At 66.5% G+C, this 26008-nt stretch carries 22 protein-coding genes; 10 read left to right on the top strand and 12 right to left on the bottom strand.

What is annotated here, in order from left to right; all coding sequences use genetic code 11:
* Positions 1 to 16: 16 nt before the first annotated feature.
* On the bottom strand, positions 17 to 1204 hold the full coding sequence (locus VGV41_RS11720) for an alpha/beta hydrolase family protein (protein WP_326864015.1): 1188 nt from the start codon (positions 1202 to 1204) through the stop codon (positions 17 to 19).
* A gap of 147 nt (positions 1205 to 1351) precedes the next feature.
* On the opposite strand from VGV41_RS11720, the gene VGV41_RS11715 reads away from it, so the two are divergent.
* Positions 1352 to 2248 carry an alpha/beta hydrolase gene (locus tag VGV41_RS11715; protein ID WP_326864014.1) on the top strand — a complete coding sequence of 299 codons (897 nt, stop codon included), beginning with the start codon at positions 1352 to 1354 and terminating at the stop codon, positions 2246 to 2248.
* Positions 2248 to 3111 (top strand): amidohydrolase family protein, encoded by an 864-nt coding sequence (locus tag VGV41_RS11710; protein ID WP_326864013.1) that lies wholly within the window; start codon positions 2248 to 2250, stop codon positions 3109 to 3111. The genes VGV41_RS11715 and VGV41_RS11710 overlap by 1 nt, the downstream gene beginning before the upstream one ends.
* Here the strand turns inward: VGV41_RS11710 and VGV41_RS11705 are convergent.
* Positions 3101 to 4180: an isocitrate/isopropylmalate dehydrogenase family protein gene (locus VGV41_RS11705; protein ID WP_326864012.1), complete on the bottom strand. Its 1080-nt coding sequence runs from the start codon at positions 4178 to 4180 to the stop codon at positions 3101 to 3103. The two genes, VGV41_RS11710 and VGV41_RS11705, sit on opposite strands and share 11 nt — an antisense overlap.
* Before the next feature lie 155 nt (positions 4181 to 4335).
* On the opposite strand from VGV41_RS11705, the gene VGV41_RS11700 reads away from it, so the two are divergent.
* From VGV41_RS11700 to VGV41_RS11670, 7 genes are all read left to right on the top strand, one after another.
* Complete coding sequence (locus tag VGV41_RS11700) at positions 4336 to 5268, top strand: LysR family transcriptional regulator (RefSeq protein ID WP_326864011.1); 933 nt, start codon at positions 4336 to 4338, stop codon at positions 5266 to 5268.
* Positions 5269 to 5433: 165 nt separating this feature from the next.
* Complete coding sequence (locus VGV41_RS11695; RefSeq protein ID WP_326864010.1) at positions 5434 to 6402, top strand: tripartite tricarboxylate transporter substrate binding protein; 969 nt, start codon at positions 5434 to 5436, stop codon at positions 6400 to 6402.
* Positions 6403 to 6414: 12 nt separating this feature from the next.
* Positions 6415 to 7038 carry a glutathione S-transferase family protein gene (locus tag VGV41_RS11690; protein ID WP_326864009.1) on the top strand — a complete coding sequence of 208 codons (624 nt, stop codon included), beginning with the start codon at positions 6415 to 6417 and terminating at the stop codon, positions 7036 to 7038.
* Between the two features lies 1 nt (position 7039).
* Entirely contained in the window at positions 7040 to 7921 is an 882-nt protein-coding gene (locus VGV41_RS11685) for an amidohydrolase family protein (RefSeq protein ID WP_326864008.1), read from the top strand.
* A 5-nt stretch (positions 7922 to 7926) separates the two neighbouring features.
* Entirely contained in the window at positions 7927 to 8727 is an 801-nt protein-coding gene (locus VGV41_RS11680) for an SDR family NAD(P)-dependent oxidoreductase (RefSeq protein ID WP_326864007.1), read from the top strand.
* A gap of 74 nt (positions 8728 to 8801) precedes the next feature.
* Positions 8802 to 9746: a DMT family transporter gene (locus VGV41_RS11675; protein WP_326864006.1), complete on the top strand. Its 945-nt coding sequence runs from the start codon at positions 8802 to 8804 to the stop codon at positions 9744 to 9746.
* Positions 9747 to 9836: 90 nt separating this feature from the next.
* On the top strand, positions 9837 to 10229 hold the full coding sequence (locus tag VGV41_RS11670; RefSeq protein WP_326864005.1) for an SET domain-containing protein: 393 nt from the start codon (positions 9837 to 9839) through the stop codon (positions 10227 to 10229).
* A gap of 5 nt (positions 10230 to 10234) precedes the next feature.
* On the opposite strand, the gene VGV41_RS11665 is transcribed toward VGV41_RS11670, so the two are convergent.
* The 5 genes from VGV41_RS11665 to VGV41_RS11645 all read right to left on the bottom strand — a co-directional run bounded on the left by VGV41_RS11665 (position 10235) and on the right by VGV41_RS11645 (position 19321).
* Positions 10235 to 10501 (bottom strand): DUF5985 family protein, encoded by a 267-nt coding sequence (locus VGV41_RS11665; RefSeq protein ID WP_326864004.1) that lies wholly within the window; start codon positions 10499 to 10501, stop codon positions 10235 to 10237.
* 1 nt (position 10502) lies between these two features.
* Positions 10503 to 10775, bottom strand: coding sequence for a DUF5985 family protein (locus VGV41_RS11660; protein WP_326864003.1), 273 nt, complete (start codon positions 10773 to 10775; stop codon positions 10503 to 10505).
* Positions 10772 to 11140 (bottom strand): hypothetical protein, encoded by a 369-nt coding sequence (locus VGV41_RS11655; RefSeq protein ID WP_326864002.1) that lies wholly within the window; start codon positions 11138 to 11140, stop codon positions 10772 to 10774. The genes VGV41_RS11660 and VGV41_RS11655 overlap by 4 nt, the downstream gene beginning before the upstream one ends.
* Before the next feature lie 87 nt (positions 11141 to 11227).
* Entirely contained in the window at positions 11228 to 13138 is a 1911-nt protein-coding gene (locus VGV41_RS11650; protein WP_326864001.1) for a response regulator, read from the bottom strand.
* A 9-nt stretch (positions 13139 to 13147) separates the two neighbouring features.
* Positions 13148 to 19321: a HAMP domain-containing protein gene (locus VGV41_RS11645; protein ID WP_326864109.1), complete on the bottom strand. Its 6174-nt coding sequence runs from the start codon at positions 19319 to 19321 to the stop codon at positions 13148 to 13150.
* Between the two features lie 524 nt (positions 19322 to 19845).
* Here VGV41_RS11645 and VGV41_RS11640 point away from each other — a divergent pair.
* Positions 19846 to 20319, top strand: coding sequence for a DUF6455 family protein (locus tag VGV41_RS11640; protein ID WP_326864000.1), 474 nt, complete (start codon positions 19846 to 19848; stop codon positions 20317 to 20319).
* Here the strand turns inward: VGV41_RS11640 and VGV41_RS11635 are convergent.
* The 5 genes from VGV41_RS11635 to VGV41_RS11615 all read right to left on the bottom strand — a co-directional run bounded on the left by VGV41_RS11635 (position 20316) and on the right by VGV41_RS11615 (position 25931).
* A complete protein-coding gene (locus VGV41_RS11635) occupies positions 20316 to 20618 on the bottom strand; it encodes a hypothetical protein (RefSeq protein ID WP_326863999.1) in 303 nt (100 codons plus the stop codon). The genes VGV41_RS11640 and VGV41_RS11635 overlap by 4 nt on opposite strands.
* Positions 20619 to 20755: 137 nt before the next feature.
* Complete coding sequence (locus VGV41_RS11630; RefSeq protein ID WP_326863998.1) at positions 20756 to 22075, bottom strand: GNAT family N-acetyltransferase; 1320 nt, start codon at positions 22073 to 22075, stop codon at positions 20756 to 20758.
* Between the two features lie 47 nt (positions 22076 to 22122).
* Positions 22123 to 23322: an NAD(P)/FAD-dependent oxidoreductase gene (locus tag VGV41_RS11625; protein WP_326863997.1), complete on the bottom strand. Its 1200-nt coding sequence runs from the start codon at positions 23320 to 23322 to the stop codon at positions 22123 to 22125.
* Positions 23315 to 24613 carry a GNAT family N-acetyltransferase gene (locus tag VGV41_RS11620; RefSeq protein ID WP_326863996.1) on the bottom strand — a complete coding sequence of 433 codons (1299 nt, stop codon included), beginning with the start codon at positions 24611 to 24613 and terminating at the stop codon, positions 23315 to 23317. The genes VGV41_RS11625 and VGV41_RS11620 overlap by 8 nt, the downstream gene beginning before the upstream one ends.
* Position 24614: 1 nt before the next feature.
* Positions 24615 to 25931, bottom strand: coding sequence for a lipopolysaccharide biosynthesis protein (locus VGV41_RS11615; protein WP_326863995.1), 1317 nt, complete (start codon positions 25929 to 25931; stop codon positions 24615 to 24617).
* Positions 25932 to 26008 lie beyond the last annotated feature (77 nt).

The following is a 26008-nucleotide window of genomic DNA, read 5'->3' as shown; positions in this document are numbered from 1 at the left end:
ATGATTTTTTTGGCGCTCAGGCGGCGGGCTTCAGCACTTCTTCCAGCCAGTCCCACATATAGGCGGAGCAGATGCTCTGGTTGTCGATCTGGCAGTGGTGGTAACCGCCTTCCTCGCGCGTGAAGATCTTCATCGTCTTGTTCTTCGCGCCGACCGCATCGAAGCATTTCTGCGCCTCGGGGAGCGGAATCTGTTCGTCGCCGTCGCCGTGCAGCATCAGGAACGGACAGGCGATTTTCTGCACAACGCCGTCGAGCTTGAACGGCCCCAGCCGCTTGAGCGCGTCTTCCTGCGATGACGCATTGAGCACCCAGGCGATGTGCTGCGACGCGACCGACAGCGACGGCGTGTCGGCCCGCGCGAGCCGGTCAAACCGGTCCTTCCATATCTTCTGGTAATCCCACTGCGCGCCCCAGGCGATGCAGGCGGCGTAGCGCGGCTCGAACGCGGCCGCGCGCGGCGCGTAATAGCCGCCGAGGCTGATCGCCATCACGCCGATGCGCTTCGGATCGACTTCCGGTCGCGCCGCCAGATACTCGTAGACCGGCGTCGCGTAGTGCTCTGTGTCGTGCCGCAGATAGAGATTGCGAAAGCGGATGCTCTCGCCGTTGCCGGGACCATCGACGATCAGGCAGGCGATGCCGCGCGCGGCGAGATCGGCGACGCCCTTGAAGTACTGGATCTCCTTGGTGACATCGAGGCCGTCGAAGAACACCACGGCCGGCACCTTGCCGCCGGCCTTGGCCGGCTCGGCGTGCACGTAGATCGCCGGCAGGCTGGTATCGCCGTACGGGATTTCGACGTGCTCCAGCTTCGGCCGCTTGATGTATTTCGCCGCATCGCGCAGGCAGGCGACCCCGCGCATGTAGGCGTCGTTGCCCTCCCTGCTTTTGGGCTGAAGGAAGCGCTCGCCGACGTGGTAATAGATGCTGGCCCGCTGCAGGTATTGCGCGCCGCTCGTGGTGCGGCCTTCCGCCATCAGGGCGCGGCCGCGGTCCTCGACGGTGCGCCCTTCGCGCGCCCATTCGCGGAACCAGGCGTCGTCGTCGCCGACGCAGCCCTTGAGCCGCAGCCCGATGCGATTGACCTCGCCGATCTCGGCACCGCCCCAGGGCGCACAGTTGAGCCCGATCAGGAGCCCGTGCGACCAGCGATAGTTCTCTGGAAAATAGGTGAACGACAGTTCTTCCTGCTTGTCCGCCATGCGAACTCCGGCCCTTGCATTGCCATCGACGACACGCACTCTAGACAGGCCGGGCGCGGGCGGCCAGTTCGCGTTTCGGATGACACTTTGTGCTAGCCTTGCGTCAGCGCATCGCTCGCGCGTGCAGATTTGAGGTCCTGAAAGTTCATGTCGATTGCCGCTTCGAACACCGCCGCGCCGCGCGTCTGGCGCGATTACGACCAGGAAGGTCTCGACCGCGCCTATGACCAGACGGTGTGGGCGCCGTATATGGCCGACATCCAGATGCGGCAGGCCGCCAACAGCGAGGCGGCGCGCCGGCGATTGGGCGAGCCGCTGCGTCTTGCCTACGGGCCGTCGCCGATCGAGGGGCTCGACGTGTTCAAGGCGCGGCAGCCGAACGCGCCGGTCATGGTGTTCATCCATGGCGGCGCCTGGCTGCGCGGCGAGGCGAAGAACTTCGCTTTCCCCGCCGAGATGTTCGTCGATGCCGGCGTCAATTACGTCGTCGCCGACTTCGCGCCGGTGAACAACTTCGGCGGCGACCTCTCCGCCATGGCGGCACAGGTGCGCCGCGCCATCGCCTTCGCCTACCAGAACGCGGCGCAGTTCGGCGGCGACGCATCACGGCTTTATCTCGCCGGGCATTCCTCGGGTGCGCACCTTGCCGCCGTGGCGCTGACCATCGACTGGCAGGCGGAGTTCGGGCTGGCTCCCGACTTCATCAAGGGCGCGCTCTTGATGAGCGGCATGTACGACCTCAAGCCGGTGCGGTTATCGAAGCGCAGCGACTACGTCAAATTCAGCGACGCCATGGAAGACGCGATGAGCCCGCAGCGCCATCTCGACCGGCTGCACACGCCAATCACCGTCACGGTCGGGAGCAAGGACAGCCCGGAGTTCATCCGCCAGGCGCGCGACTTCGTCGCCGCGGTTAAAGCCGCGGGCAAACCGGCTGAGCTCGTCGAGGCGCCCGAGTACAATCACTTCGATCTCAGCTACTCGCTCGGCAATCCGTATGGCCCGAACGGCCGCGCCGCGCTCACGCTGATGGGACTGCGCTGATGGCCGCGCGTTTCCCGCCGGCCGGCGCCGCCGACTGCCACGTGCACGTGATCGGGCCGAAGACGCGCTATCCGCTCGCCAAAGACCGCCGCTACACGCCGATGGACGCGCCGACCGCCGATCTGGCGGCGATGCTGAAACGGCTGTCGCTCGACCGCGTCGTGCTGGTGCAGCCGAGCTTCTACGCCACCGACAACACCTGCATGCTCGACTGCATGGCCGAGCTGCCGGGATCACGTGGCGTCGCCGTACTGCCCGCGGAGGTGCCCGGCGCCGAACTCGACGACCTGCACCGGCGCGGCATTCGCGGCCTGCGCGTCAACATCGCCACCGGCGGCGCCGGCGCGCTCGACGTCATGCGCCGCGACATCGCCGCCGCCGCGACGCTGTGCGCGCGCTACGGCTGGCACGTACAGATATTCGTGCCGTCCTCCGTGCTCGCGCCGCTGGCGCCGACGCTGCTTGCGCTACCGGTGCCGACGGTGATCGACCACTTCGGCCTGGTCACGCCCGCCGATGACGGCAGCGCGCTGGGCGAGCTTCTCCGCCTGCTCGAGAGCGGCAAGATATGGGTGAAGATCTCCGGTGCCTACCGCATCGCCGCCGATCCGTTCGATCCGCGCATCGATCCTTTGGCGCGCCGCATCGTCGCCGCCAATCCCGAGCGCGTCGTCTGGGGTTCCGACTGGCCGCACACGCCGAAGCACGATCTGCGCAAACCCGGCGAGTCCGACGAACTGCCGTTCCAGGACATCGATACCAAGGGACTGTTGGCGCTGGTGCCGCGCTGGCTGCAGGACGACGCGCTGGTCGCGCGCGTGCTGGTGACGAACCCGCAGCGGCTGTACGGCTTCACCGACTGATCGCCTTCGCCACCGCCGCCGCGAAGGCATCGGTACCGAGGGTGCCGCCCATGTCGGGCGTGCGTGTCGCCGGATCGGCGATGACGCGGTCGAGCGCGGCCTCGATCGCCTGCGCCGCCTCTTCGAGCGCCTTGTGGTTGCGGCGCTGGCCGAGCCAGGCGAGCAGCATGGCCGCCGAGCCGATCAGCGACGACGGATTGGCGATGTTCCTGCCGGCGATGTCCGGCGCCGAGCCGTGCTGCGCCTGCGCCACGCCATGCTCGGAGCCGGCGTTGAGCGAGGCGGCGAGGCCGAGGCTGCCGGCGATTTCCGAGGCCTCGTCCGAGAGAATGTCGCCATACATGTTGGTGGTGACGATCACGTCGAACTGCGATGCGTCGCGCACCAGGAGGGCCGCCATCGCGTCGATGAGGCGCTCTTCGTAGGCAACGTCTGGATATCGCGCTGCCACGGCGCGTGTGCATTCGAGATAGAGCCCATCCGACACGCGCAGCACGTTCGCCTTGTGCACGCAGGTCACTTTGCGCCGACGCTGCCGCGCGAGCTTGAAGGCCGCCTCCGCGATGCGGGTCGAGCCGTTGCGCGTGATCTTGCGCATGGCGAGCGCCAGGTCCGGCGTCGGCATGAACTCGCCCGGTCCGACATGCATTGAGCGGTCGGCGTAGAAGCCTTCGGTGTTCTCGCGCACCACGATGAGATCGACCGGCACGCCGCAGCGTGGCGGGAAGCCTTCGCGCGACCGCGCCGGACGGATGTTGGCGTAGAGGTCGAGCCGCTTGCGCAATTCGCCGGAGGGATTGAGCCCGCCCTCGGCGCGCGGCGGATATTCGTTGTGCGACACCGGGCCGAGGATGACGCCGTCCGCCGCCTTCGCCTTTTCGAACACCGCGTCCGGAAAGGTCGTGCCGACCGCACGATGCGCCGCCCAGCCGATGTCCGCGTGCGAGAAGGCGATGCGCAATGCGAACCGCTCGGCCGCGGCGTGCAGCGCGTCGAGGGTCGCCGCGGTGATTTCCGGGCCAATACCGTCGCCCTCGAGCACCAGAAACTGCAACGCACCTGTCGTCATCGTCCGTTCTCTCCTCACTGCCTGTCGACGCGCGCGCGACTATAACGGCCCGGCAGCGGCCCGGCCACAGCATCAGCGCCTCAGTCCGATTTCTTGACCACGGCATCGCTGCGGTTAAGCTATGCCAAATAAGCATAGAGCAACGAGAGGCAGACATGGAGCTCCGGGAGCTGCGCAACTTCATGCGCGTCGCGCAGGCCGGCAGCGTCAGCCGCGCCGCGCAGGAGCTGCGGCTGGCGCAGCCGGCGCTCAGCCGGCAGATCAAGAAGCTCGAACACGAGCTCGGTACGCCGCTGTTCTCGCGCCATGGCCGCGGCATGCGGCTCTCAGCCGCCGGCTCGCGTCTTCTCGAGCGCGCCGAGGCGATCGCTCAGCTCGTGCATCAGACGCGCGAGGAGATCCGCGAGGATCGTGCGCCGGCGCGCGGCCGCCTCGTCCTCGGCGTTCCGCCGGCGGCGGGACGCCTGCTGGTGCCCTATTTCGTCGAACGCTTCCAGGCGGCGTGGCCGGAAACCGCGCTGCACATGCGCGAAGGCGTCGCCTCGTCGCTGCAGGAATGGCTGGTGGAGAAGCGCATTGATCTCGCGCTGCTGCACAACCCGCCGCACCTGGAAGCGCTGGAAATCAGCCCGCTTCTGAGCGAGCGCATGTTCGTCATCGGCCCACCCAGACATCGCCTCAAGGACAAGGCGCATCCGAAGACCTTCCGTATCCGCGATTTCGGCGCCCTGCCGCTGATCCTGCCGAACGGCGCGCACGCCAACCGCCGCCTCGTCGACAATGCCGCGCTCGAGCACGGCGTGCGGCTGCGCGTCCAGATCGAGGCCGACAGCGTCGCCTTCGCCAAGGCGATGGTCGAACGCGGCCTCGGCTACACCATCCTCACCTATGCCGCCGTGCAGGAAGAACTCGCGCGCGGTCAATTGGTCGCCTATCCGATCGTGCGGCCGCACCTCTCGACGCATGTCTGCATCGTCACCCCGCGCGGCCAACTGCCGAAGCTGACGCAGGACGCCGCCGAGATGCTGGGCGACGTCTGCCGAACGCTCGTGCGCAGCCGCCGCTGGGCGGGCGCGCGGCTTGTCTGACGGGGCGGCACTTGATATCGCCAATCGCATATTCGTATGCCATGCCGAAAGAGTATCGGCAGTGAACTTCCCTCAAATCCGGTCGCCCGGTAATCTTCCCTGAGAAACGAGATCGCTCGACCGCGCTTGGCGCGGATCGCGCGCCGTACCTCAGGGAGGATCATCGTGAAAGCATTCCGGTCACTCGCCGCCGCCTTCGTCGTGCTGCTTGCGCCCGCGCTCGCCGCGGCCCAGGGCTTCCCGAACAAGACGATCCGCCTGATCGTCCCCTTCCCGCCCGGCGGGCCCAACGACATCATTGCGCGCGTCGTCAGCCAGAAGATGTCGGAGATCCTCAAGCAGACGATCATCATCGACAATCGCGGCGGCCAGGGCGGCGTGATCGGCACGGACGTCGTCGCCAAGGCCAAGCCCGACGGCTACACGATCGGCGTCGTCAGCGCCGGCGCGCTGGCGATCAGCCCGAGCATGGAGAAGGTCGCCTACGACACGCTGAAGGATCTGGCGCCGGTGACGCTCGTCGCCAAGGTGCCGGAGATGCTGGTGGTCGCCAACAACGTGCCGGCCAACAACATGAAGGAACTGGTTGCGCTGGCCAAGAAGGAGCCGGGCAAGCTCAACTTCGCCTCCTCCGGTCCGGGCAGCCTGCCGCAACTCGCCGGCGAACTGTTCAAGCTCACGGCCAAGATCAACATCGTGCACGTGCCGTACCGCGGCGCGGCGCCGGCGGTGAACGACCTGCTCGGCGGCCAGGTGCAGATGGTGTTCCTCGATCTGCCGGTGCTGCTGCCGCAGATCAAGGCGGGCAAGCTCAAGCCGATCGCCGTTGGCTCCGAGAAGCGCGTGCCGAGCGCGCCGGACGTGCCGACCACCGCCGAAGTTGGCATGCCGCAACTTCTCACCGAGAACTGGTACGGCATGGTGGCGCCGGCCGGCACCCCGAAGGACGTGATCGCGACGCTGAACAAGGCAGCCGTCGAGGCGATGAAGGATCCGGGCGTCGTGTCCAAACTCTCCAGCCAGGGCGCGATCCTGGTCGGCAATACGCCGGAGCAGTTCCATGCCTTCATCGCCAGCGAGACGGCGAAGTGGGCCAAGGTCATCAAGGACGCCGGCGTGCCGACGCAGAAGTAAGTAATCGTTCGCATGACCGACAACCCGACCTGGGTCCTTCGTTCGACGCTGACGTCGCCGTTCGGCCGCAAGGTCCGGATGGCGATGCTCGTCCTCGGCCTCGAGAAGCGCATCCGGCTCGTACCGGCCGAGACGCTGAACGAGGCCGACACGCTGCGCACGCAGAACCCGCTCGGCAAGATGCCCTGCCTGCTGCTGGAAGACGGCACCGCGCTCTATGACAGCCGGGTCATCATCGAATTCCTGCAGGAGCAGGCCGGCACCGAGCGGCTGCTGCCGAAGAGCGGCCTCGCCCGCTACAAGGCGCTGACGCGCGCGGCGCTCGCCGACGGCACCTGCGAAGCCGGGCTGCTGATGGTGTACGAAGGACGCTTCCGCGAACCGGGCACCTATTCGGAGCGCTGGCTGGCGCATCAGCGCGGCAAGGTCATGCGCGGCCTCGCCGCCTTCGAAGCCGCGCCGCCCGATCCGGCCCCCACCGACATCGTCGCCATCGGGCTCTCCTGCGCGCTCGGCTATCTCGACTGGCGCAAGCCGGTCGACTGGCGCGGCGCCTATCCACGTGTCGCCGACTGGCTCGCCGCCTTCGCCGTGGCCGAGCCGGCGTTCAACGCAACCAAGGCGCCGGGAGCCTGAGGTGGCCACGACCGAAGCGCCCACCTTCGTGGCTCGGCCATCGAAGCCGAAGCTGAAACTGCCGCGCGGGGCATGCGACACACACGTGCACGTGTTCGGGCCAGGGGCGCGCTTTCCCTACGATCCGGGCCGCGCCACGGTCCCCGCCGATGCGCCGAAGGAAGCCCTGTTCGCGCTGCACGATTACCTCGGCATCGAGCGCTGCGTCGTCGTGCACACCGCCGCTCACGGCTTCGACAACGCCGCCACCGCGGATGCGCTCGCGGCCAGGCGCGGCAGCTATCGCGGCGTCGCGCTGGCGCCGACGACGATCTCCGATGCCAAATTGAAGGCGCTCGACGCTGCCGGCTTCTGCGGCGTGCGGTTCCATTACATGCCGCACCTGAAAACGGGCGCGTCCATCGAGGATGTGATCGCCTTCGGCCGGCAGCTCGCACCGCTCGGCTGGCATTTGCAGATCCATATGCACGCGGACCGCATCGCGGAGCTGGCGCCGGCGATCCACCGCGCGCCGGTGCCGGTCGTCATCGACCACATGGGCCGCATCGACGCCTCGCTCGGCCTCGACCAGCCGAATTTCCAGGCGTTGCTGCGCCTGCTCGACGACCGCAATGTCTGGGTCAAGGTGAGCGGCTGCGACCGCGCCACCCGGCAGGGTCCGCCTTATGCCGACGCCGTGCCGTTCGCACGCAAGCTCGTCGCCGAGGCCGGCGATCGCGCCCTCTGGGGCCTCGACTGGCCGCACCCGAACCATCGGGGGCCCATCCCTGACGACGGCCAACTCGTCGACCTCATCGCCGAAATGGCGCCGAGCGACGGTGCCCGGCGGGCGCTGCTCGTCGACAATCCGCAGCGGCTTTACCGATTCAGCACCAGAGAGTGAGCGCCATGGCCGGACGCCTGCAGGACAAGGTCGCGATCGTCACCGGCGCCGGCAGTGTCGGTCCGGGCTGGGGCAACGGCCGCGCCACCGCCGTTCGTTTCGCCGAGGAAGGGGCGAAAATCTTCGCAGTCGATCGCAATCTCGACGCCACCGCCGAGACGGTCGAGCGCGTGAAGGCGATCGGCGGCGAGATCGCCGTGCACGCCTGCGACGTCACCGACAGCAAATCGGTCGCGGCGATGGTGTCGGCCTGCCTCGCGCGCTACGGCCGCATCGACGTGCTGGTGAACAACGTCGGGGGCTCGGCGCACGGCGGGCCGGTCGAGATGTCGGAAGAGGTGTGGGACGCGCAGATCGACTTAAACCTGAAGAGCGTCTTCCTCACGCTCAAATACGTGCTGCCGGTGATGGAGCGGCAGAAGAGCGGCAGCATCGTCAATCTCGCCTCGACCTCCGGCATCCGCTTCACCGGTGCCTTCCAGGTCGGCTACGCGGCAACCAAGGCCGGCGTCATCCAGCTCTCGCGCGTGGTCGCCGTGCAATATGCCGCCAAGGGCATCCGCGTGAACACCGTGGTGCCGGGGCAATTGCACACGCCGATGGTCGAGGCGCGGCTCGCCAAGCAGCGCGCCGGCGGCGACGTCGAGTCCCTGCTGGCGCAGCGGCAGAAGCGCATTCCGATCGGCTTCATGGGCGACGGCCGCGACACCGCCAACGCCGCGCTGTTCCTCGCCTCCGACGAGGCCCGCTTCGTCACCGGCACCGAGCTCGTCGTCGACGGCGGCATGAGCGTGCGCTGCGACTGACGGCCCGACAACGTCTCGGTACTGGCTGCACGGCTCGTGCTACGATCCTCGCTCTCTCTTGCCGGGTGAGCCCCATGAGCGCCAGCGTCGACCGGGAGGTCGCCCCCGAACCCGGCGAGCGCACGAGGCCGCGTTTCGCCAATCCCTACTTGCTGCTCGCGGCCGCCGCTCTATTCTGGTCCGGCAACCACATCGTCGGCCGCGCCATCGGCGGCCATGTGCCGCCGATCGGCGTCTCGACGATCCGCTGGCTGGTCCCGGCGGTGCTGCTGTGGCCATGGGCGCGCCCTCATCTCAAGCGCGACTGGCCCGCCATCCGCCGCCACTGGCCGGCAATGCTGTGGCTCGGCCTGACCGGCGGCGCGCTGTTCACGGCGCTGCAATACATCGGCCTGCAGTACACCAGCGCGCTCAACGTGTCGGTGCTGAACTCGCTGGTGCCGGTGCTGATCGTCGGCACCAGCGCCACGCTTTTCCGTGACCGCATCTCGCCGCTGCAGTTCGCCGGCATCGCCGTGTCGTCACTTGGGGTGCTGATCATCATCGGCCACGGCAGCGCGCAGGCGCTGCTTCAGCTGCAATTCAACGGCGGCGACCTCATCATCGTCTTCAACATGCTGGTGTTCGCCGTCTATGCCGCCTGCCTGCGGCTGCGGCCGCCGATGCACGCCCTCAGCTTCATCTTCGTCTTTGCCGTGTTGTCGACGCTGCTCACCGCGCCATTCGCGGCGGTGGAATTCTGGCGCGGCGCCCGTTTCGAGATCGACTGGCCGATGCTCGCGGCGATCGCATACGTCTCGATCTTTCCGAGCGTCGTCGCCTTCATGGCTTGGAATCGCGGCGTCGAACTGATCGGCGCGAACCGGGCGGGGCCGTTCCTGCACCTGGTTCCGATCTATACGGCAGTCTTCGGCACCACGTTGCTCGGCGAGCGTCTCGCTGTTTTCCACGTCGCCGGCTTCGGCCTCATCCTCGCCGGCGTGTGGCTGGCCTCCGTGCGGCCGTCCACTGCGAGTTGACCGCGAAGCGGCCGTTGTCCTTGACACGCGCCGACCGCCGACCTTCGGTGGCGGAACGATCCCTGCCCGCGATTCCCCGACGAAGGCGACATGCTGCTGGTTAAGACCTATCTCGACAGGAGCCCGATCCATGGCCTCGGCGTCTATGCCGCCGAGCGCATCCGCAAGGGCACAAAGATCTGGCGCTTCGTCGAGGGCTTCGACCGATGCTATACGCCAAAGCAATTCGCGCGGCTGCCGAAGCAGGCGCGCGATTTCCTCAAGTCATATGCCTACCGGGTGGACGGCGAGATCCTGTTCACCGTTGACAACGACCATTACATCAATCATTCGGACGACCCGAACACGTACCTGCACAACGGCTACGCCATCGCCAAGGTCGACATCCCGAAGGGACGCGAGATCACCAACGATTATCGCGAGTTCGATCCGGCGCTCTGCGCCGCTTTCCTCAAGGCGAAACCGGCAAAGCGGCGCAGTTAGCGGCGCTACTTCGGCGCCGCCGGCGTGAAGTTCTTGCGCACGATGGCCACGAGGAGCAGGACGAACCCTGCGAGCCGCAACAGGAATATCCACGTGTTGTCGTCATGTTGCCCGTCGAACCAGATCGACCCGAACTGGCCGGAGGCGAACAGCAGAAACGCGATTGAGAAATTGGCGAACAAGGAGTCCTTGGTCCGGCGCCAGAACCGGAAGAAAAACAGCGCGGCGACGAGATAGCCGGCGGTCACCATTCCTGACAGGAAATTATACATCTCAGTCGAGCTCCCAGATGAACCCGTAGAGCAGTGTCGCGAGCGCCGCCAGAGCCGTCGCCAGGCGGGCCGGCCGCAGATCGATGGTGTCGGGCAGGAACACGAGATCGAGCACCAACAGCAAATTGTTCAGCCCGAGAAGCACGAAACACGAAGCCGTCCACAGCAGCAGCGCGGACCGCGTGCGCCGGTAGCTGCGCACGAGCAGCCAGCCGCAGCCGGCGCTGGTGGCGAAGCACAGGAAATAGACGATCGTTGCGACCGGGTTGCTCATTCTTTGATCCTGAATGCATCCGACAGAATTCTCAGTTTCAGGTTGGGTGTCGTCACGATCTCTCGCATGACCACCGTCGGCTTCGTGGCGTAGAGCGCCTCGAGCTCGCCAATCATCTCGTCGATACCCGGGCTGCCGACATGATAGCGGAAGCGCCCGTCCTCTTCCTGGACGACGAGACCGGCCACGACGAGATTGCTCAGCGCTTCCACGACCACCACCCGGCTGCTGCGGAGCTCCTTGATGAGCTCCTCGGCAAGCCACGACCGGTCGCCGCCGCGCCGAAGCGCCAGCAGCAACTCCAAAGCCCAGACGGATTTGAAGAGCCCGGCGGCAAAGCGCAGGACATCGTCTTCGGCGATCATAATGAAAAGAGCAAAAGTCGCATTACCGGATCAATCCAAATGGCTCTCCCCTCGACAAGAGCCCTATTCAGCCACAACAGAGCCACACTACGCGCTGAGGGCCGATGCCGCACCGGGCGAATTGCCGCTACCGATTGGGACATCGGCGGGCGGCTGCGCACCGAGCGTCGTGCGCAAATATGTTTCGAGGCCCTCGCGCGTGATGGGCTTCTGCAGAACCGGAACATGAGCGAATTTCGTATCGATGCTCTCACGACCGTAGCCGGTGACGAAGGCGAACGGGATACTTCGCCCCACGAGCTGTGCCGCGACGGGATAAACGGACTCGCCACCGAGATTGAGATCGAGGATGGCGCAGTCGAATTCGCCGCTTGCGGCGGCCAACGCCTCGGCGACGCTGCAGCAGGGGCCGACCACGAACAGGCCATGGTCGGACAGGATTTCGCGCATCATCATACCGATGATCGCGTCATCCTCGACGATGAGCACGCGCTTCATGGCGTTGGTCGGCAGCTGCACCAGGTTCTCGTCACCGTGGAGCGAGGCTTGCTCCGCCGGGCGGCCTTCGCGCTCGATCGGTATCTGCACGGTGCAATGCAGCCCGCCCGGCCGCCAGTCCCAGATGACGTTGCCGCCGATCTGATGCTTGATGCTGGCGTTGAGAATCTTGGTGCCGAAGCCCTGTGCCGACGGGGCCTGCACAGGCGGCCCTCCGGCCTCTCGCCAGGACAGCGTGAGAATATTGCGGTCGGTCCGCCAGCCGACGGCCAAAGTGCCCTTCGCCGCCGACAAGGCGCCGTATTTCGCTGAGTTGGTCGCCAGCTCATGCAGCGCCAGCGCGAGATTCTGCGCCTTCTCCGGCGACAGGATCACCGCCGGCCCGTCGAGCTTCACGCGCGCGGCATCGCCGCCGCGATACGGGGCCAGTTCCTCGCCGACAAGCGTCCGCACGTCGGCGCCCTCCCAGCGCGATTCTGACAGCAGCGTATGGGCCTGCGCGAGCGCATGGATGCGGCCTTCCACGGCCTCGATATAGCCCTGCTGCGTACCGGCGCGCGTCAGCCGCACGATCGCCTGCACCACCGCAAGCGCGTTGCGCGCGCGGTGATCGACCTCGCGCGCGAGCAGGAGCTGGCGCTCCTCCGCCTGCTTGCGCTCGGTGATGTCCACGGCAGTGCCGACGACGCGCACGCAGCGACCGTCGCCGTCGAACAGGGCCCGGCCCTTGGCGGCGACCCAGCGGACCACACCGTCTTCCTTGCCGAGGGCACGGTATTCGACATCGTAGAGGGCGCGCTGCTCCGGGTCGCAGGCGGCGGTGAAGGCCGCCACGGTCACTGCTCTATCGTCTGGATGCAGCCCGGCATAAAAATCGGCCATGCTCACCGGGACGTCCGGCGATATGCCGAACATCGCCTTGACGCGCGGCGGCCAGAACAAGACGCCGGTGACGTTGTCGACATCCCACAGACCGATCTCGGCCGCTTCCGTCGCCAGCCGCAGCTGCTGCTCGCTCTCCTGCAGTAGGACGGAGGACGCCTCGAGTTCGGCAGTACGCTCCGCCACGCGCTTTTCCAGTTCGCGATTGAGCTGCTCGAGCTGCCGGGTCTTGCGATAGAGCTCGGCAAAGACCTTGACCTTGGCGCGCAGCAGCTCCGGTACGACCGGCACCGGCACGTAGTCGACGCCGCCCATCTCGTAGCCGCGCAGATAGTCGGTGTCGGTGAGATGGATGGCCGAGATGAAGATGATCGCAGTGCGCTGAAAGCGTGGATGATCGCGGATCATCGCCGCCAGTTCGAAGCCGTCGAGGTCGGGCATGCAGACGTCGACGAGGACGACGGCGACGTCGTTCTTCAGCAGGATTTCCAGCGCCTCGGTCGCCGAGCTCGCCTGGATGAGATTCTCATCGAGATCGCGCAGCACGACCTCGTAGCTTAAGAGCTTCGCCGGCTGATCGTCGACGAGCAGAATATTGACTTTGTCGTTCTGTTCCATGCACTGACCTCAGCGGTGCAGCCACATACGCAGCACTGTGAGCAGTTGCTCCGTGTTGACCGGCTTGGCGAGGTAGTCGGAGGCGCCGGCCTCCAGACATTTTTCACGGTCGCCCTTCATCGCCTTGGCGGTGAGTGCCACGATCGGCAGGCGTCCGAAAGTTCCCTTGCCGCGGATCTGCTCGATGGTCTGATAGCCGTCCATTTCCGGCATCATGATGTCCATCAGCACCAGCGCAATTTCAGGGCTCGACTCGATCAGCTCGATCGCCTCGCGCCCGGTGGTCGCCGTCAGCACGCGCATGCCGTGGCGCTCGAGCACGCTCGACAGCGCAAATATGTTACGCGCGTCATCGTCGACCAGCAGCACGGTCTTGCCGACGAGGTCCTCGTCGGAACTGTTGAGCCGTTCGAGCATGCGCTGCTTCTCGATCGGCAAATCCACGACCACGCGGTGCAGGAACAGCGCCGTCTCGTCGAGCAGACGTTCGGGCGACTCGACGCCCTTCACCACGATGCTGCGCGCCATCGTGTGCAGTTGCGCATCCTCTTCGGGGGTGAGCTCGCGGCCGGTGAAGACGATCACCGGCACGTCCGACAGAGCGCTCTCCTGTTTCAGCTCCTGCAGCACCTCGAAGCCGCTCATGTCCGGCAGGCGCAGATCGAGCACGACGCAATCGAACAGCTCGCGGCGCATCGCATCGAGCGCCTGCTGCCCGGTTTCGGCAGCCTCGATCTCGATGTCGTCGTGGCCGAGCAACTCCGAGATGCTCATGCGCTCGGCAGCGTTGTCCTCGACCACCAGCAGCCGCTTGCGGCGACGGCCGGCATAGGCCTTGATGCGGTCGAGCGCCTCCTCGACGCCCTCCATCGTCGTCGGCTTGGTGACGAAGGAGAAGGCGCCGCGCGCCAGTCCGTGCTGGCGGTCTTCATCGAGCGTGATGATCTGCACCGGGATATGGCGCGTCAGCGGATTCTGCTTGAGCTGGCTGAGCACGCTCCAGCCGAGCATGTCGGGCAGGAACACGTCGAGCGAGACCGCCGTCGGCTGATACTGCTTGGCGAGCTCAAGCGCCTGCGCGCCGGTCGAAGCGAGCAGCACCTTGAAGCCCTTTTCGCGTGCCAGATCGACGAGCACGCGGCCGTAGTGGGGGTCGTCCTCGACGATGAGCAGGATCTGATCGCCGGGCATCAGCTCGCTGCGATCGTCAGGGATCACCTCCGCGGCCACCCGCTCCGGCAACAGCATTGCGCCGGCCGGCGCCTGTGTCGACGGCGCGTTGCCACCCGCGCGCGCCGTCACCGTCGAGCCGACATATTGCAGCGGCAGGTAGAGCACGAAGGTGCTGCCGACACCTGGCGTCGAGCGCAGCTGAATTTCGCCGCCGAGCAGGCTCGCCAGTTCGCGGCTGATGGCGAGGCCGAGACCGGTGCCGCCGTATTTGCGGCTGGTCGAGGCGTCGGCCTGCTGGAAGGCCTCGAAGATGATCTTCTGCTTCTCGGTCGGAATGCCGATGCCGGTATCGGACACCTCGAAGGCCACTACGCCAGAGGCCTGACTGAGCACCGGATGGTTCGTGGTCCAGCCCGACTGCGCCGGCATCACCTTGAGCCTGACGCCGCCGCTCGAGGTGAACTTGAACGCGTTCGAAAGCAGGTTCTTGAGCACCTGCTGCAGGCGCTTTGAGTCGGTGGTCAGGCTGCGGCCGAGCTCGCTGTCGACCGAGACCTCGAAGCCGAGCTGCTTCGACTCCGCCTCGTGCCGGAACGGCCGCCCCACCGCGTCGAGCAGGTTGGAGAAGAGCAGCTCCTCCGCCTCGACAGTGACCGTGCCGGATTCGATCTTCGACAGGTCGAGGATGTCGCTAATGAGGTTCAACAGATCCGTGCCGGCGCCGTGGATGGTGCGCGCGAATTCGACCTGCTTCGGGCTTAGGTTGCCTTCGGGGTTGTCGCCCAGCTGCTGACCGAGAATGAGGATCGAGTTCAACGGCGTGCGCAGCTCGTGCGACATGTTGGCGAGGAACTCGGACTTGTACTTCGAGGTGAGCGCGAGCTCGGCCGCTTTCTCTTCCAGTTCGCGACGCGCCTGCTCGATCTCCTGGTTCTTGCGCTCGACTTCGACGTTGCGTTCGGCGAGCTGCTGCGCCTTCTGCTCGAGCTGCTCATTGGTCTGCTGCAGTTCGCGCTGTTGCGTCTGCAGCTCGGCGGCGAGCTGCTGCGACTGCTTGAGGAAGCCCTCGGTCTGCATCGTCGCTTCGATCGAGTTGAGCACGATGCCGATCGAGGCGGTCAGCTGTTCGAGGAAGGTAATCTGCAGCGGCGTGAAGACGTCGATCGAGGCGAGCTCGATCACCGCCTTCACCTGGCTTTCGAACAGCACCGGCAGCACGATGATGTTGCGCGGCGCGGCCTTGAACAGCGCCGAGGTGATCGGGATCGCCTCGTCCGGGACGTCGGTGATCAGCAAGCGCCGCTTGTCGAGCGCGCACTGACCGACGAGACTCTCGCCGAGCCTGAGCACGTTCGGGTGCCCGCCCGGCTCGGAGCCGGCATAGGACGAGAGGAGCTGCAGCCGCGGCTCGTTCTCCGCCTCCATCTGGTAGATCACGCTCTGCTGCGCGTTGACGAGCGGCGTGAGTTCGCTGAGCAGCAGCCGGCCGACGGTGCCGAGGTCGCGCTGCCCCTGCAGCATGTTGGTGAACTTGGCGAGGTTGGTCTTCAGCCAGTCCTGCTCGGTGTTACGATCGGTCGTCAGACGCAGGTTGCCGATCATCGTGTTGATGTTGTCTTTGAGCTCGGCCACCTCGCCGCGGGCATCGACCTGGATCGACCGCGTCAGGTCGCCCTTGGTCACCGCGGTCGCCACCTCGGCGATGGCGCGCACCTGCGTGGTCAGGTTGGCGGCCAAGAGGTTCACGTTGCCGGTCAAATCCTTCCAGGTGCCGGCGGCGCCGGGCACGTTGGCCTGGCCGCCGAGACGGCCTTCGACGCCCACTTCGCGGGCCACCGTCGTCACCTGATCGGCGAAAGTGGCGAGCGTGGCGGTCATATTGTTGATGGTCTCGGCCAGCGCCGCGACTTCGCCCTTCGACTTCACCGTGAGGCTCTGCTTCAGGTCGCCGTCGGCGACCGCCGTCACCACCTTCACGATGCCGCGCACCTGTTCGGTCAGGTTTGCCGCCATCACGTTCACGGTGTCGGTCAGATCCTTCCAGGTGCCGGCGACACCGGGCACTTCGGCCTGGCCGCCGAGCCTGCCTTCGGTGCCGACCTCGCGCGCGACGCGCGTGACTTCCGAGGCGAAGGCGTTGAGCTGGTCCACCATCGTATTGATGGTGTTCTTGAGCTCGAGAATTTCGCCCTTCACGTCCACCGTGATCTTGCGGCTCAAGTCGCCGCGCGCCACGGCGGTGGTCACTTCGGCGATGTTGCGGACCTGCGTGGTGAGGTTCGCCGCGAGCAGGTTGACGTTGTCGGTCAGGTCCTTCCATGTGCCGCCGACGCCGGGCACGACCGCCTGACCGCCGAGGCGGCCTTCGGTGCCGACTTCGCGCGCGACGCGCGTCACTTCGGCGGCGAAGGAGCGGAGCTGCTCCACCATCGTGTTGAGCGTTTCCTTAAGCAGCAGAATCTCGCCGCGCACGTCGACGGTGATTTTCTTCGACAGGTCGCCGCCGGCGATGGCGGTGGCCACTTCGGCGATGTTGCGCACCTGCGCCGTCAGGTTCGACGCCATGAAGTTGACGTTGTCGGTCAGGTCCTTCCAGGTGCCGGCGACGCCGGGCACTTCCGCCTGACCGCCGAGCTTGCCTTCGGTGCCGACTTCGCGCGCCACGCGCGTCACTTCGCCGGCGAAGGCATTGAGCTGATCCACCATTGTGTTGATGGTGTTCTTCAGCTCGAGGATTTCGCCCTTCACGTCCACCGTGATCTTGCGGCCGAGATCGCCACGCGCCACGGCGGTGGTCACCTCGGCGATGTTACGCACCTGCGCCGTCAGGTTGCCGGCCATCGAGTTCACGGAGTCGGTCAAGTCCTTCCACGTACCGGCGACGCCGGGCACGTTGGCCTGACCGCCGAGACGGCCGTCGGTACCGACCTCGCGCGCGACGCGCGTCACTTCGCCGGCAAAGCGGTTGAGCTGGTCCACCATCGTGTTGATGGTGTCCTTGAGCTGCAGAATTTCGCCGCGCACGTCGACGGTGATCTTCTTCGACAGGTCGCCGTTGGCCACGGCGGTCGTCACTTCGGCGATGTTGCGCACCTGGCCGGTCAGGTTGCCGGCCATCGAGTTCACGTTGTCGGTCAGGTCCTTCCAGGTGCCGGCGACGCCCGGGACCTGCGCCTGACCGCCAAGCTTGCCTTCGGTGCCGACCTCGCGCGCGACACGCGTGACTTCCGACGCGAAGGCGTTGAGCTGGTCCACCATCGTGTTCAGCGTTTCCTTCAGGCGCAGGATTTCGCCGGACACGTTGACGGTGATCTTCTTCGACAGGTCGCCCTGCGCGACCGCGGTCGCCACCTCGGCGATGTTGCGGACCTGCCCGGTCAGGTTCGACGCCATCGAGTTCACGCTATCGGTCAAGTCCTTCCAGGTGCCGGCGACGCCGCGCACCATGGCCTGGCCGCCGAGCTTGCCTTCGGTGCCGACCTCGCGCGCCACGCGCGTCACCTCGCCGGCGAAGGCATTGAGCTGGTCCACCATCGTGTTGATGGTGTCCTTGAGCTCGAGAATTTCGCCGCGCACGTCGACGGTGATCTTCTTCGACAGGTCGCCGCCGGCGACCGCGGTCGTCACTTCGGCGATGTTGCGAACTTGCGCCGTCAGGTTGGATGCCATCGAGTTGACGGAGTCGGTCAAGTCCTTCCAGGTGCCGGCAACGCCGAGCACGTTGGCCTGGCCGCCGAGGCGGCCTTCGGTGCCGACCTCGCGCGCCACGCGCGTCACCTCGCCGGCGAAGGCGTTGAGCTGGTCCACCATCGTGTTGATGGTTTCCTTCAGCTGCAGGATTTCGCCCGAGACGTTGACGGTGATCTTCTTCGACAGGTCGCCGCCGGCGATGGCGGTGGCCACTTCGGCGATGTTGCGCACCTGCGCCGTCAGGTTCGACGCCATGAAGTTGACGTTGTCGGTCAGATCCTTCCAGGTGCCGGCGACGCCGGGCACCTGCGCCTGACCGCCGAGCTTGCCTTCGGTGCCCACTTCGCGCGCCACGCGTGTGACTTCGGAAGCGAAGCCGTTCAACTGATCCACCATCGTGTTGATGGTGTCTTTGAGCTCGAGAATTTCGCCGCGCACGTCGACGGTGATCTTGCGCGACAGGTCGCCGCGCGCCACGGCGGTGGTCACCTGCGCGATGTTACGAACCTGGTCGGTCAGGTTGCCGCACATCGCGTTGACCGAGTCGGTCAGGTCCTTCCAAGTGCCGGCGACGCCGGGCACGATCGCCTGGCCGCCGAGCTTGCCGTCGGTGCCGACCTCGCGCGCCACGCGCGTCACTTCCGAGGCGAATGAGCGCAACTGATCCACCATCGTGTTGATGGCTTCCTTGAGCTGCAGGATTTCGCCGCGCACGTCGACGGTGATCTTCTTCGACAAATCGCCGTTGGCGACCGCGATCGTCACCTCGGCGATGTTGCGCACCTGGGCGGTGAGGTTGGAGGCCATGGAGTTGACCGACTCGGTCAGATCCTTCCACACGCCCGACACTTCGCGCACCTGCGCCTGACCGCCGAGCTTGCCTTCGGTGCCCACTTCGCGCGCCACGCGCGTCACTTCCGAGGTGAACACGGAGAGCTGCTTGATCATCGTGTTGACGATGTTCGCCGACTCCAGGAACTCGCCCTTGAGCGGCCGGCCGTCGACCTCGGTGCGCACCGTCTTGATCAGATCGCCCTGCGCCACAGCGGCGACCGCCCGCGTCACTTCCTTGGTCGGCCACAAGAGATCGTCGATCAGCGTGTTGACGGAGCCCTCCATCTCGCTCCAGGCGCCGCTCGACAAGCCGAATTTCACGCGGTGGCGCGTCTTGCCTTCGCGGCCGACGATTTCGCCCGCGCGTTCGAGTTCGTGCGCCATACGCTGATTGGCCGCGACGATCTCGTTGAAGGTGTCGGCGATCTTGCCGACAATGCCGTCGTGGTCCCCCGCCATGCGTACGGAGAAGTCGCCGGCGCGCATGGCCTGGAGCGCGTGCAGGAACTCGTGGAGTTCCGTGGCGTCCTTGCCGTTCGTTGTGCCGTTGGCTTTGACAGCGCCGTTCCGCTCCACCTCGAGCACGCCGCCGGCCGCGATGGCCTCCGCGACCTTGGATTCAGACCTGGCCTTCGCCTGTCGGCTCTCGCCGCTATGACGCGCCATCGTAAGCCTCCTCCGCGAGCCGGACGGCTCGACCCTTAAACCTATCTTCGAACAGGACAATCCGGTTCATCGGCAGCGTCGAGCCAGGGCTGCGACGGAAGGCCGAACCCATGGCATCTGTCTGGTTATTGTCGTAACGGCGGCGATTGAACCGAGCCCCCCAGTAATACCTCACGCCAAGGGCGTAATGCTCCGCACCGGGTTTGGTTCCGGCAGGCTGTAAAATTATTCCGGCATTCTGAAGGGCGAAAATCGGATCAAAAAAGCGGGCGCCGGCCGGCGATTGACCCAGGTCAAGGCCGCCACCGCGGCGACTCCTAGCATTCGTTATGGAGGACCCAGCGATGGAAAACCGTCCGGCTGAACCGCACTATTCCGGCTTCGACAGCGTCTTCGGCGCGATCGCCCGCTGGGTAAGGAATTACCGCGACACCGTCGACACCGGCCGCCAGCTCGGCGCTTGCGGACCCGAGGAGGTCGCCGCCATCGCGCGCGATTTGGCGCTCGCGCCGCCCGATCTGCTGACCCTCACCCGACGCGGACCGGACGGCGCCCGCCTGCTGCAGGAGATGCTGAAGGCGCTCGGCGTCGATCCCGCTGCCCTGGCGCAGAAGGACCCGCTGGTCATGCGCGATTTGCAGCGGCTGTGCATCAACTGCGGCTACAAGCGGCAATGCGAGCGTGACCTTGCCGACAGCAAGCTCGCGGAGAGTTATCACGACTATTGCCCGAACGCTTATACGCTGGAGATACTCTTCGACCGCACGGCGCCGACCTTCGCGCGAGAGGACGCCGGCAAGGACGTCGCGCAGGCCTAAGCCCGCTTGTCGGGCGCGAAGCCGCGGAACGCCCAGACCGTCGCCAGCCCGAACAGCAGCAGCGCAAGCGGCGGTCCGAACAGCAGCACGGGGATTGCAAGCAGGTCGCCCAGGCGGTCGAAACCCCAGCGCAGGGCCCAGATCGCCAGGTAGACGGCCCAGCCCAGCACCCACGCGCTCGAAACCAGCACCCACATGCGGAACAGGCCGCGACGCCAGTTTAACGGGCCGACGTCGTTGTCGTTGGCTCGGCCGAGCCTGAGTCCGGGAAAACGCGTGATGGTCGCGGAGCGCGGCATGTCGATCCTCTCCCCCACCTTCAACCGATCGGTCGCGGCAGAGGTTCCGTGGCGCAGGATCGGCGGCTACGGCATTTGCTGCGGTGCGGCCATGCGAAGCCCTGACAGGCGCCGCCACTGGCCGCGGCGAATGTGCGTTAGGGCATCTGGCCCGTCTGAGCCGACGGCTCGGACAAGACGATAGCGTCCGCACCAGGCGCCGGGGCCGAGCGACCGCCGAAGCGCAGCACTTGCGCGATCCGCGACGTTGCCTTCCGCAGCCAGGTGAACGCCGCCCACAGCACAGGCGTCTGCTTGATCGTGCGTTTCGCGTTGCGCGCGACGCGCATCGGCAGCACGGCAAGCGCGCCACGCCAACTGGCGACGGCGATGTGGTCGTAGAGCCTCTCCGTCTCCTCGCACCAGTCGCGCTTGTAGGTCTCGTCGCCGATGGTGAAATCGAAGACATTGACGCCCTGGCCGATGGCGTAGCGCATCAGTTCGTGCAGGTGCACGGCGCCTGGCCCGAAGCGCGCCATTTCTTTGTCCGTGTAGCTGGACAGCAGATAATAATAGCGGCCGCCGAACATCAGACAGAAACTGGCGGCCGCCACCTCGCTGCCGACGCGCAGTTCGCTGACGTGGACGAGGCTGCCGGTGCGCGCGCTCGAGGCCAGCGCGCGATAGAAGGCGAGATAGCCGGGCTTGGCGAAGAAATTGGGAATGCCGCGGCTGGCGAAGGTCGCGGACTTCTGAGCAACCAGCACGTCGAGCGCGGCGACGGCGTCCGGCCCGCTGGGTAGCGATGAAAAAGCTACCGCGCCGAAGTCACCGAGCCGGTTGCGCTTGGTGCGGTCGCGGCGACGCGTCGAAGAGGAGCGCTTCGACGTGTAGAAGGTCTCCCAGTCGGACCCCAGCGGCGTTGCGTAATAGCCGCTTGGATGAATCGTGGTCTCCAGCGCGGCAAACGGATTGGCCTGCGCTGCGACGGTCGCCGGCATCTTTTCCAGCCGCACGACATCGAACGCCGAGTCCGAAAAGCCGCGGATACAGTCGAGCACGCGCGGCCACAGGTCGGCGACGGCGTCCCACCGTTGCGCGAAGCCGCGCGCGAGCAGCGGCGCATTGCAATCGTTGAGGTCGGAACCGAGCCAGACCAGTTCCCTGTGCGTCGACTTCCGCGCGATGGCGAACGGCGCGATGAAGGCGACCGCGCCGTTCGCTGCACGCCCCATTACGACGCGCGGCGCCACCGCGTTCAGAAGCCCGACCTGCTCCTGCCAAGTCGACAGCCAGTCGAAGCTCTGGAAGACGGTGCAGTCGGCATGCCGCTCGAACTCCCGCCATACCCGCTCGATTTCGCCGAGGTCGGCGTGCACCGACAACAGCAGCGCACCTTCCGGCGCGCGCGAGCGCGAGGCCGCGTCCGCCTGTGGCGGGGGCGCGCGTTCGACGCGAACGACGGCGGCCTGTGTCATTGGTGCGATCTTTCCTGCCGGATGCCCGGATGTTTGCTCGGATCGTGTCAGTTCAGGGACGGCTGTTCATCGCCCGCCAGCACGCGCGCCTCGCGCGCCGGCGCCACTTCGTTCTTCATCGCCTCGCGCAGCGCCCAGCGACCGGATTGCGCGAAAAATTTGCCCCAGCGCCGCAGGTTCCAAGTGAGGCTCGGGTCGAGCGAGAACGACTTGAGCTGGAACGCCTTGTCCTTGGCGAAATCGTCGCAGGCGCGCTTGACCGGATCGGCGTAGAATTGGGCGACCTTCTGCCGTTCCATGCCAGGCGTCTCCAGCCAGGCGCGGACGTAGTGGTTGCACAGGCGCTCAATATCGTTGAGCGCCTTGCGCGCGCCGGTGCCGGCGGCCGGGCACGAGGTCGAGAAGGCGTCGCCGACCAGCACGATACCGTCCTGCTCGTGGCCGGTGCTGACATAAAGATCGACCGGCCGGATCTGCACGAAGCCGTCGACGGCGAAATCGCCGGCGAGGCCTGCTAGCGATGGCATCATCGCCAGCAGCGTCTCCTTCGGAGCGGTGCGGAACGCCTTCAGCCACGGATCGTCCATGTCGCGGTAGACGAAGAGGTTCGCGCGCATCGCCTCGCCGATCGGGAACATGGTGATCAACGCCGCACGGTTCGCCGGCGTCTCGCTGTAATAGGTCAGCGCCGGGAACGGAAACGCCTCGCGCCCGAGCGGCTTCATGTTGAAGCCAATGCTGATCGAATGGCATTTACTGACCGTCTCGCGGCCGAGCTTGAGCGCGTCGCGCAGCGACAGGCTCAGGCCGTTCGCCAAAATGACGAGCCGTGCCCGCACTTCTTCACCGTTCGACAACGTCACCGTCTGGCGGTCGACGCTTGTGGTGATGCCGGTCGCCTTCGCCTCGATGTGGCGCACATTGGTGGGAATCTCCGCACGCACCGTGTTGACGAGCGACGCATAGAAGATGCCCTGCTGGTCACCCGGACGCTTCTCGACGATGCGCCCGTAGCGCGCAACCCAGGCTTCGCGGTCATGCGTCGAGTTGCTCACCACCGCATCGGCCAGCCCGGTCCGGCGCAGGATGGCCATCTGGTCGCCGTCGAGCTTCTCGCAGCGGAATTCGGCCGGATACTGCTTGTTCGGGTCGATGAAGACGACGTCGACGCCGTCCCGTCCCAGCATCGCCGCGGCGAGCGAGCCCGCAAGGCCCCCGCCGACGATTGCTACTTGCGTGTCATGCATTGCTGCTCTCCCGCGCTGCGGGTGTGTTGTTGAGACGAATTCGGGTGTTCAGCGACTTCGCGCCTTTGCGGGCGCGCAGATAGAGCGTCTTGGCCGTCGCGCGCACGCGCAGGAAGGCGCTCTGCAACTGGGTGGCAAGACGGAATTGACTGTTCGGACCGACGCCAATCCACACATTGGCGACGTGGCGGCGTTCCATCCACGTGCCCATGTAGGAGTTCGCATCGAAGGCACAAGAATCGACGGCGCCGACCTGGCGGTCCTCGAGCAGCGCCGCGGTGTAATCCTCGAGCAGCAGCATACCGGGCGAGAAATCGCCGAAGGCCTCGTCGTAGGTTGTCTTCCAGGTGAAGGCGATGGAGCCGGCGCGCAGCACGACCTGCATGCTGACCGGACGCCCATCGAGCTCGAGCGCGAAGATCGATGCGGCGCCCTCGCGCGCCAGCGCCGCGACCATCGTGCGCGCGACCGCGGCGTCGTTGGCACTGCTCACCAGAGCGGTGCCGGCGCGGCCCTTCCAGCCCTGCGCTTCCAGCGCAAGGAATTGTTCGAATGCGGCACATACGCTCTCCGGCGCGGTCAGGTGGCGCGTCTCCAGCCGCCCCTTCTCGCCAAGCCGGCGGCGGTATTGGCGCAGCTTCTTGCGGCTCGAGGCGGACAAAGCGGCCTCGAAATAGGACTTCGCATCGAGCCCGGAGGCGAGCATCGGCCGCTCGCCGCTCGTGAACGTGTGCACCGCATAGCCGCGCGCCGCAGGCACGCGCATCAGCGCATCGCGCGCGGCGGGCTCCGCACTCAGCGCATCGAGGGCGACGATCTTCGGCAGGTCGGGCGCATTGGCGACGGCGTCGAGCATGGCACCAAATGTGATTTCGGCCACGTCGCGGTCGATTACCGGTGACGACAGATAGGCATGGTCGATCGGCGGCGCGCGCAACACGCGGATCGGCAGCGGCGACCGGTTAGGCCGTCCGATCGAGAACACCCACAGACCGGCAAGCCGTGGTCCGCCGGCCGCCGGTTGCCACGCCGCCAAGGCGACAAGATCGGGATCGACGGCGGCCGCTGCGGCGATCACGGCCGGGCTCATGAAGACGTTCGGCGTTTCGGCGCGCCTCACCAGATCCTGCCAGTATGGCTGCAGATCGAGCTGGCGCAGGCGCTCGCCACGAAGGATGTCGACGGTAATGAGCGCGCTACCCTTGGCATCGATTGAGCGAGCAGCGCCCTGCCCGACCTTGGGTGTGTCGGTCGGGCGCGCGGCGTCGAGAACGAAGAGCTGAGCGGTCATGCTACCTCTCCGTCCCAAGCTGCGGCCGCAGCGCGTTCAGACGCGCGTCGGAGCGGCGCTTCGGCCGCCAGACGAACAGCCACACGCCGGCGCTCCGCTTGGCGATCAGTGCCAACAACACGGCTTCCGTGACGAAGGCGGCGGCGGTCGCGACCGCGGCGCCCATGCCGCCGAAGCGCGGCGCCAGGACGATGCAGCCGACGATGTTGACGGCGAAGGCGGCGACATAAGCCAGCGCGCAGCGGTTCTGCTGGCCGACCATATTGAGCAGGCGTTCGGCGGGGCCGACCGAGGCGCGCGCGAGCTGGCCGACCGCGAGCACGGCCATGATGGGATAGGCGCCGGCGAAGCCGGGTCCGAACAACATCAGCAAGGGGCGACCGAGCGCCAGCACACACAAGGTGACCGCGAGCGAGGGCCAGAACATCAGCCGCACCGTGTCGGCGGCGTAGGCGGACAGACCGTCATGGTCGCCGGCGACGTGCAGCCGCGTGAACTGGTGCGCGGCCGCCGCGCCGACCGAGAAGTTGATGATGCTGACCAGAGCGATGATTTTCGCCGCCGCGAAGTAGTGGCCGACATCCTCGGCCGGACGGAAATGCTTGAGCACGAGCACGTCGGTCGACGTCAGCAGCGTGTACATGCCCCAGACAAGCACGATCGGCGCCGCCGTGCGCAGCCACTCGCCGAGCGCGAATTGGCTCGGACCGCGCGGGACGATGCCGGCAATGCCGCGGTCGAGCAGGATGGTCTGGGCGCAGGCGACCAGCGCCGACACGATCGCCAACGTTGCCAGCACCGAGATGTCGTCGACGCGCATGCCGGCGAAATGCAGCACGCCGATGACGACGATGAGACCAAGCGGCCGCACGATATAGGCCGGCAGCAGCGCCAGCCGCACCCAGTCATAGGAGCGCGCCAGCGCGTCCGACATGAAGGTAAGGACGAAGAACGGCAACGCGACGCAGCCGCAGATCAGCGGCACGATGAGGTCGCGGTCGAATGCGCCGCGGGCAAGGGAGATCATGAGAAGACCGATTGCACCCGCGGCCGCGCCGATCAGAAACACGATCCAGCGGCTGGCTTGCAGATAGCCGCGCAACAGCGGCAATGCCCCCGCCTCCGTATAGGCCGGCACGTAACGCTGCGCCGTCAGCGGCAGGCCGAAATGGAAGAGGTCACCGAGAAGAAGCAGCCAGGTCCAGACATAGACGTAATTGCCGAAAGCGTGCTCGCCCATCCAGCGCGCCAGGAGCGCCTGCGACACGAAGACGATGCCGGCGCCGGCAACGCGGATCATGAACGCTGCGCCGGCCATCTGCTGCGTCGCACGCACCCGCCCGCCCGACGCGGCGAGGCGCGCGCGCACGCACGCGATTTGTGCACGTGCAAACG

The sequence above is a fragment of the Pseudolabrys sp. genome (genome assembly GCF_035943735.1).
In the GTDB taxonomy this organism is placed as follows: domain Bacteria; phylum Pseudomonadota; class Alphaproteobacteria; order Rhizobiales; family Xanthobacteraceae; genus Pseudolabrys.
This window is presented reverse-complemented; position numbering and strand designations above follow the sequence as displayed.

Bases quoted from the DNA above. Each gene is read 5' to 3' on its own strand.
- VGV41_RS11625 (WP_326863997.1), bottom strand. From the start codon at position 23,322: ATGCATGACACGCAAGTAGCAATCGTCGGCGGGGGCCTTGCGGGCTCG.
- VGV41_RS11720 (WP_326864015.1), bottom strand. From the start codon at position 1,204: ATGGCGGACAAGCAGGAAGAACTGTCGTTCACCTATTTTCCAGAGAAC.
- VGV41_RS11650 (WP_326864001.1), bottom strand. From the start codon at position 13,138: ATGGAACAGAACGACAAAGTCAATATTCTGCTCGTCGACGATCAGCCG.
- VGV41_RS11655 (WP_326864002.1), bottom strand. From the start codon at position 11,140: ATGATCGCCGAAGACGATGTCCTGCGCTTTGCCGCCGGGCTCTTCAAA.
- VGV41_RS11690 (WP_326864009.1), top strand. From the start codon at position 6,415: ATGACCGACAACCCGACCTGGGTCCTTCGTTCGACGCTGACGTCGCCG.
- VGV41_RS11665 (WP_326864004.1), bottom strand. From the start codon at position 10,501: ATGTATAATTTCCTGTCAGGAATGGTGACCGCCGGCTATCTCGTCGCC.
- VGV41_RS11615 (WP_326863995.1), bottom strand. From the start codon at position 25,931: ATGGCCGGCGCAGCGTTCATGATCCGCGTTGCCGGCGCCGGCATCGTC.
- VGV41_RS11630 (WP_326863998.1), bottom strand. From the start codon at position 22,075: ATGACACAGGCCGCCGTCGTTCGCGTCGAACGCGCGCCCCCGCCACAG.
- VGV41_RS11660 (WP_326864003.1), bottom strand. From the start codon at position 10,775: ATGAGCAACCCGGTCGCAACGATCGTCTATTTCCTGTGCTTCGCCACC.
- VGV41_RS11635 (WP_326863999.1), bottom strand. From the start codon at position 20,618: ATGCCGCGCTCCGCGACCATCACGCGTTTTCCCGGACTCAGGCTCGGC.
- VGV41_RS11710 (WP_326864013.1), top strand. From the start codon at position 2,248: ATGGCCGCGCGTTTCCCGCCGGCCGGCGCCGCCGACTGCCACGTGCAC.
- VGV41_RS11705 (WP_326864012.1), bottom strand. From the start codon at position 4,180: ATGACGACAGGTGCGTTGCAGTTTCTGGTGCTCGAGGGCGACGGTATT.
- VGV41_RS11700 (WP_326864011.1), top strand. From the start codon at position 4,336: ATGGAGCTCCGGGAGCTGCGCAACTTCATGCGCGTCGCGCAGGCCGGC.
- VGV41_RS11620 (WP_326863996.1), bottom strand. From the start codon at position 24,613: ATGACCGCTCAGCTCTTCGTTCTCGACGCCGCGCGCCCGACCGACACA.
- VGV41_RS11715 (WP_326864014.1), top strand. From the start codon at position 1,352: ATGTCGATTGCCGCTTCGAACACCGCCGCGCCGCGCGTCTGGCGCGAT.
- VGV41_RS11675 (WP_326864006.1), top strand. From the start codon at position 8,802: ATGAGCGCCAGCGTCGACCGGGAGGTCGCCCCCGAACCCGGCGAGCGC.
- VGV41_RS11645 (WP_326864109.1), bottom strand. From the start codon at position 19,321: ATGCGCGCCGGCGACTTCTCCGTACGCATGGCGGGGGACCACGACGGC.
- VGV41_RS11640 (WP_326864000.1), top strand. From the start codon at position 19,846: ATGGAAAACCGTCCGGCTGAACCGCACTATTCCGGCTTCGACAGCGTC.
- VGV41_RS11680 (WP_326864007.1), top strand. From the start codon at position 7,927: ATGGCCGGACGCCTGCAGGACAAGGTCGCGATCGTCACCGGCGCCGGC.
- VGV41_RS11670 (WP_326864005.1), top strand. From the start codon at position 9,837: ATGCTGCTGGTTAAGACCTATCTCGACAGGAGCCCGATCCATGGCCTC.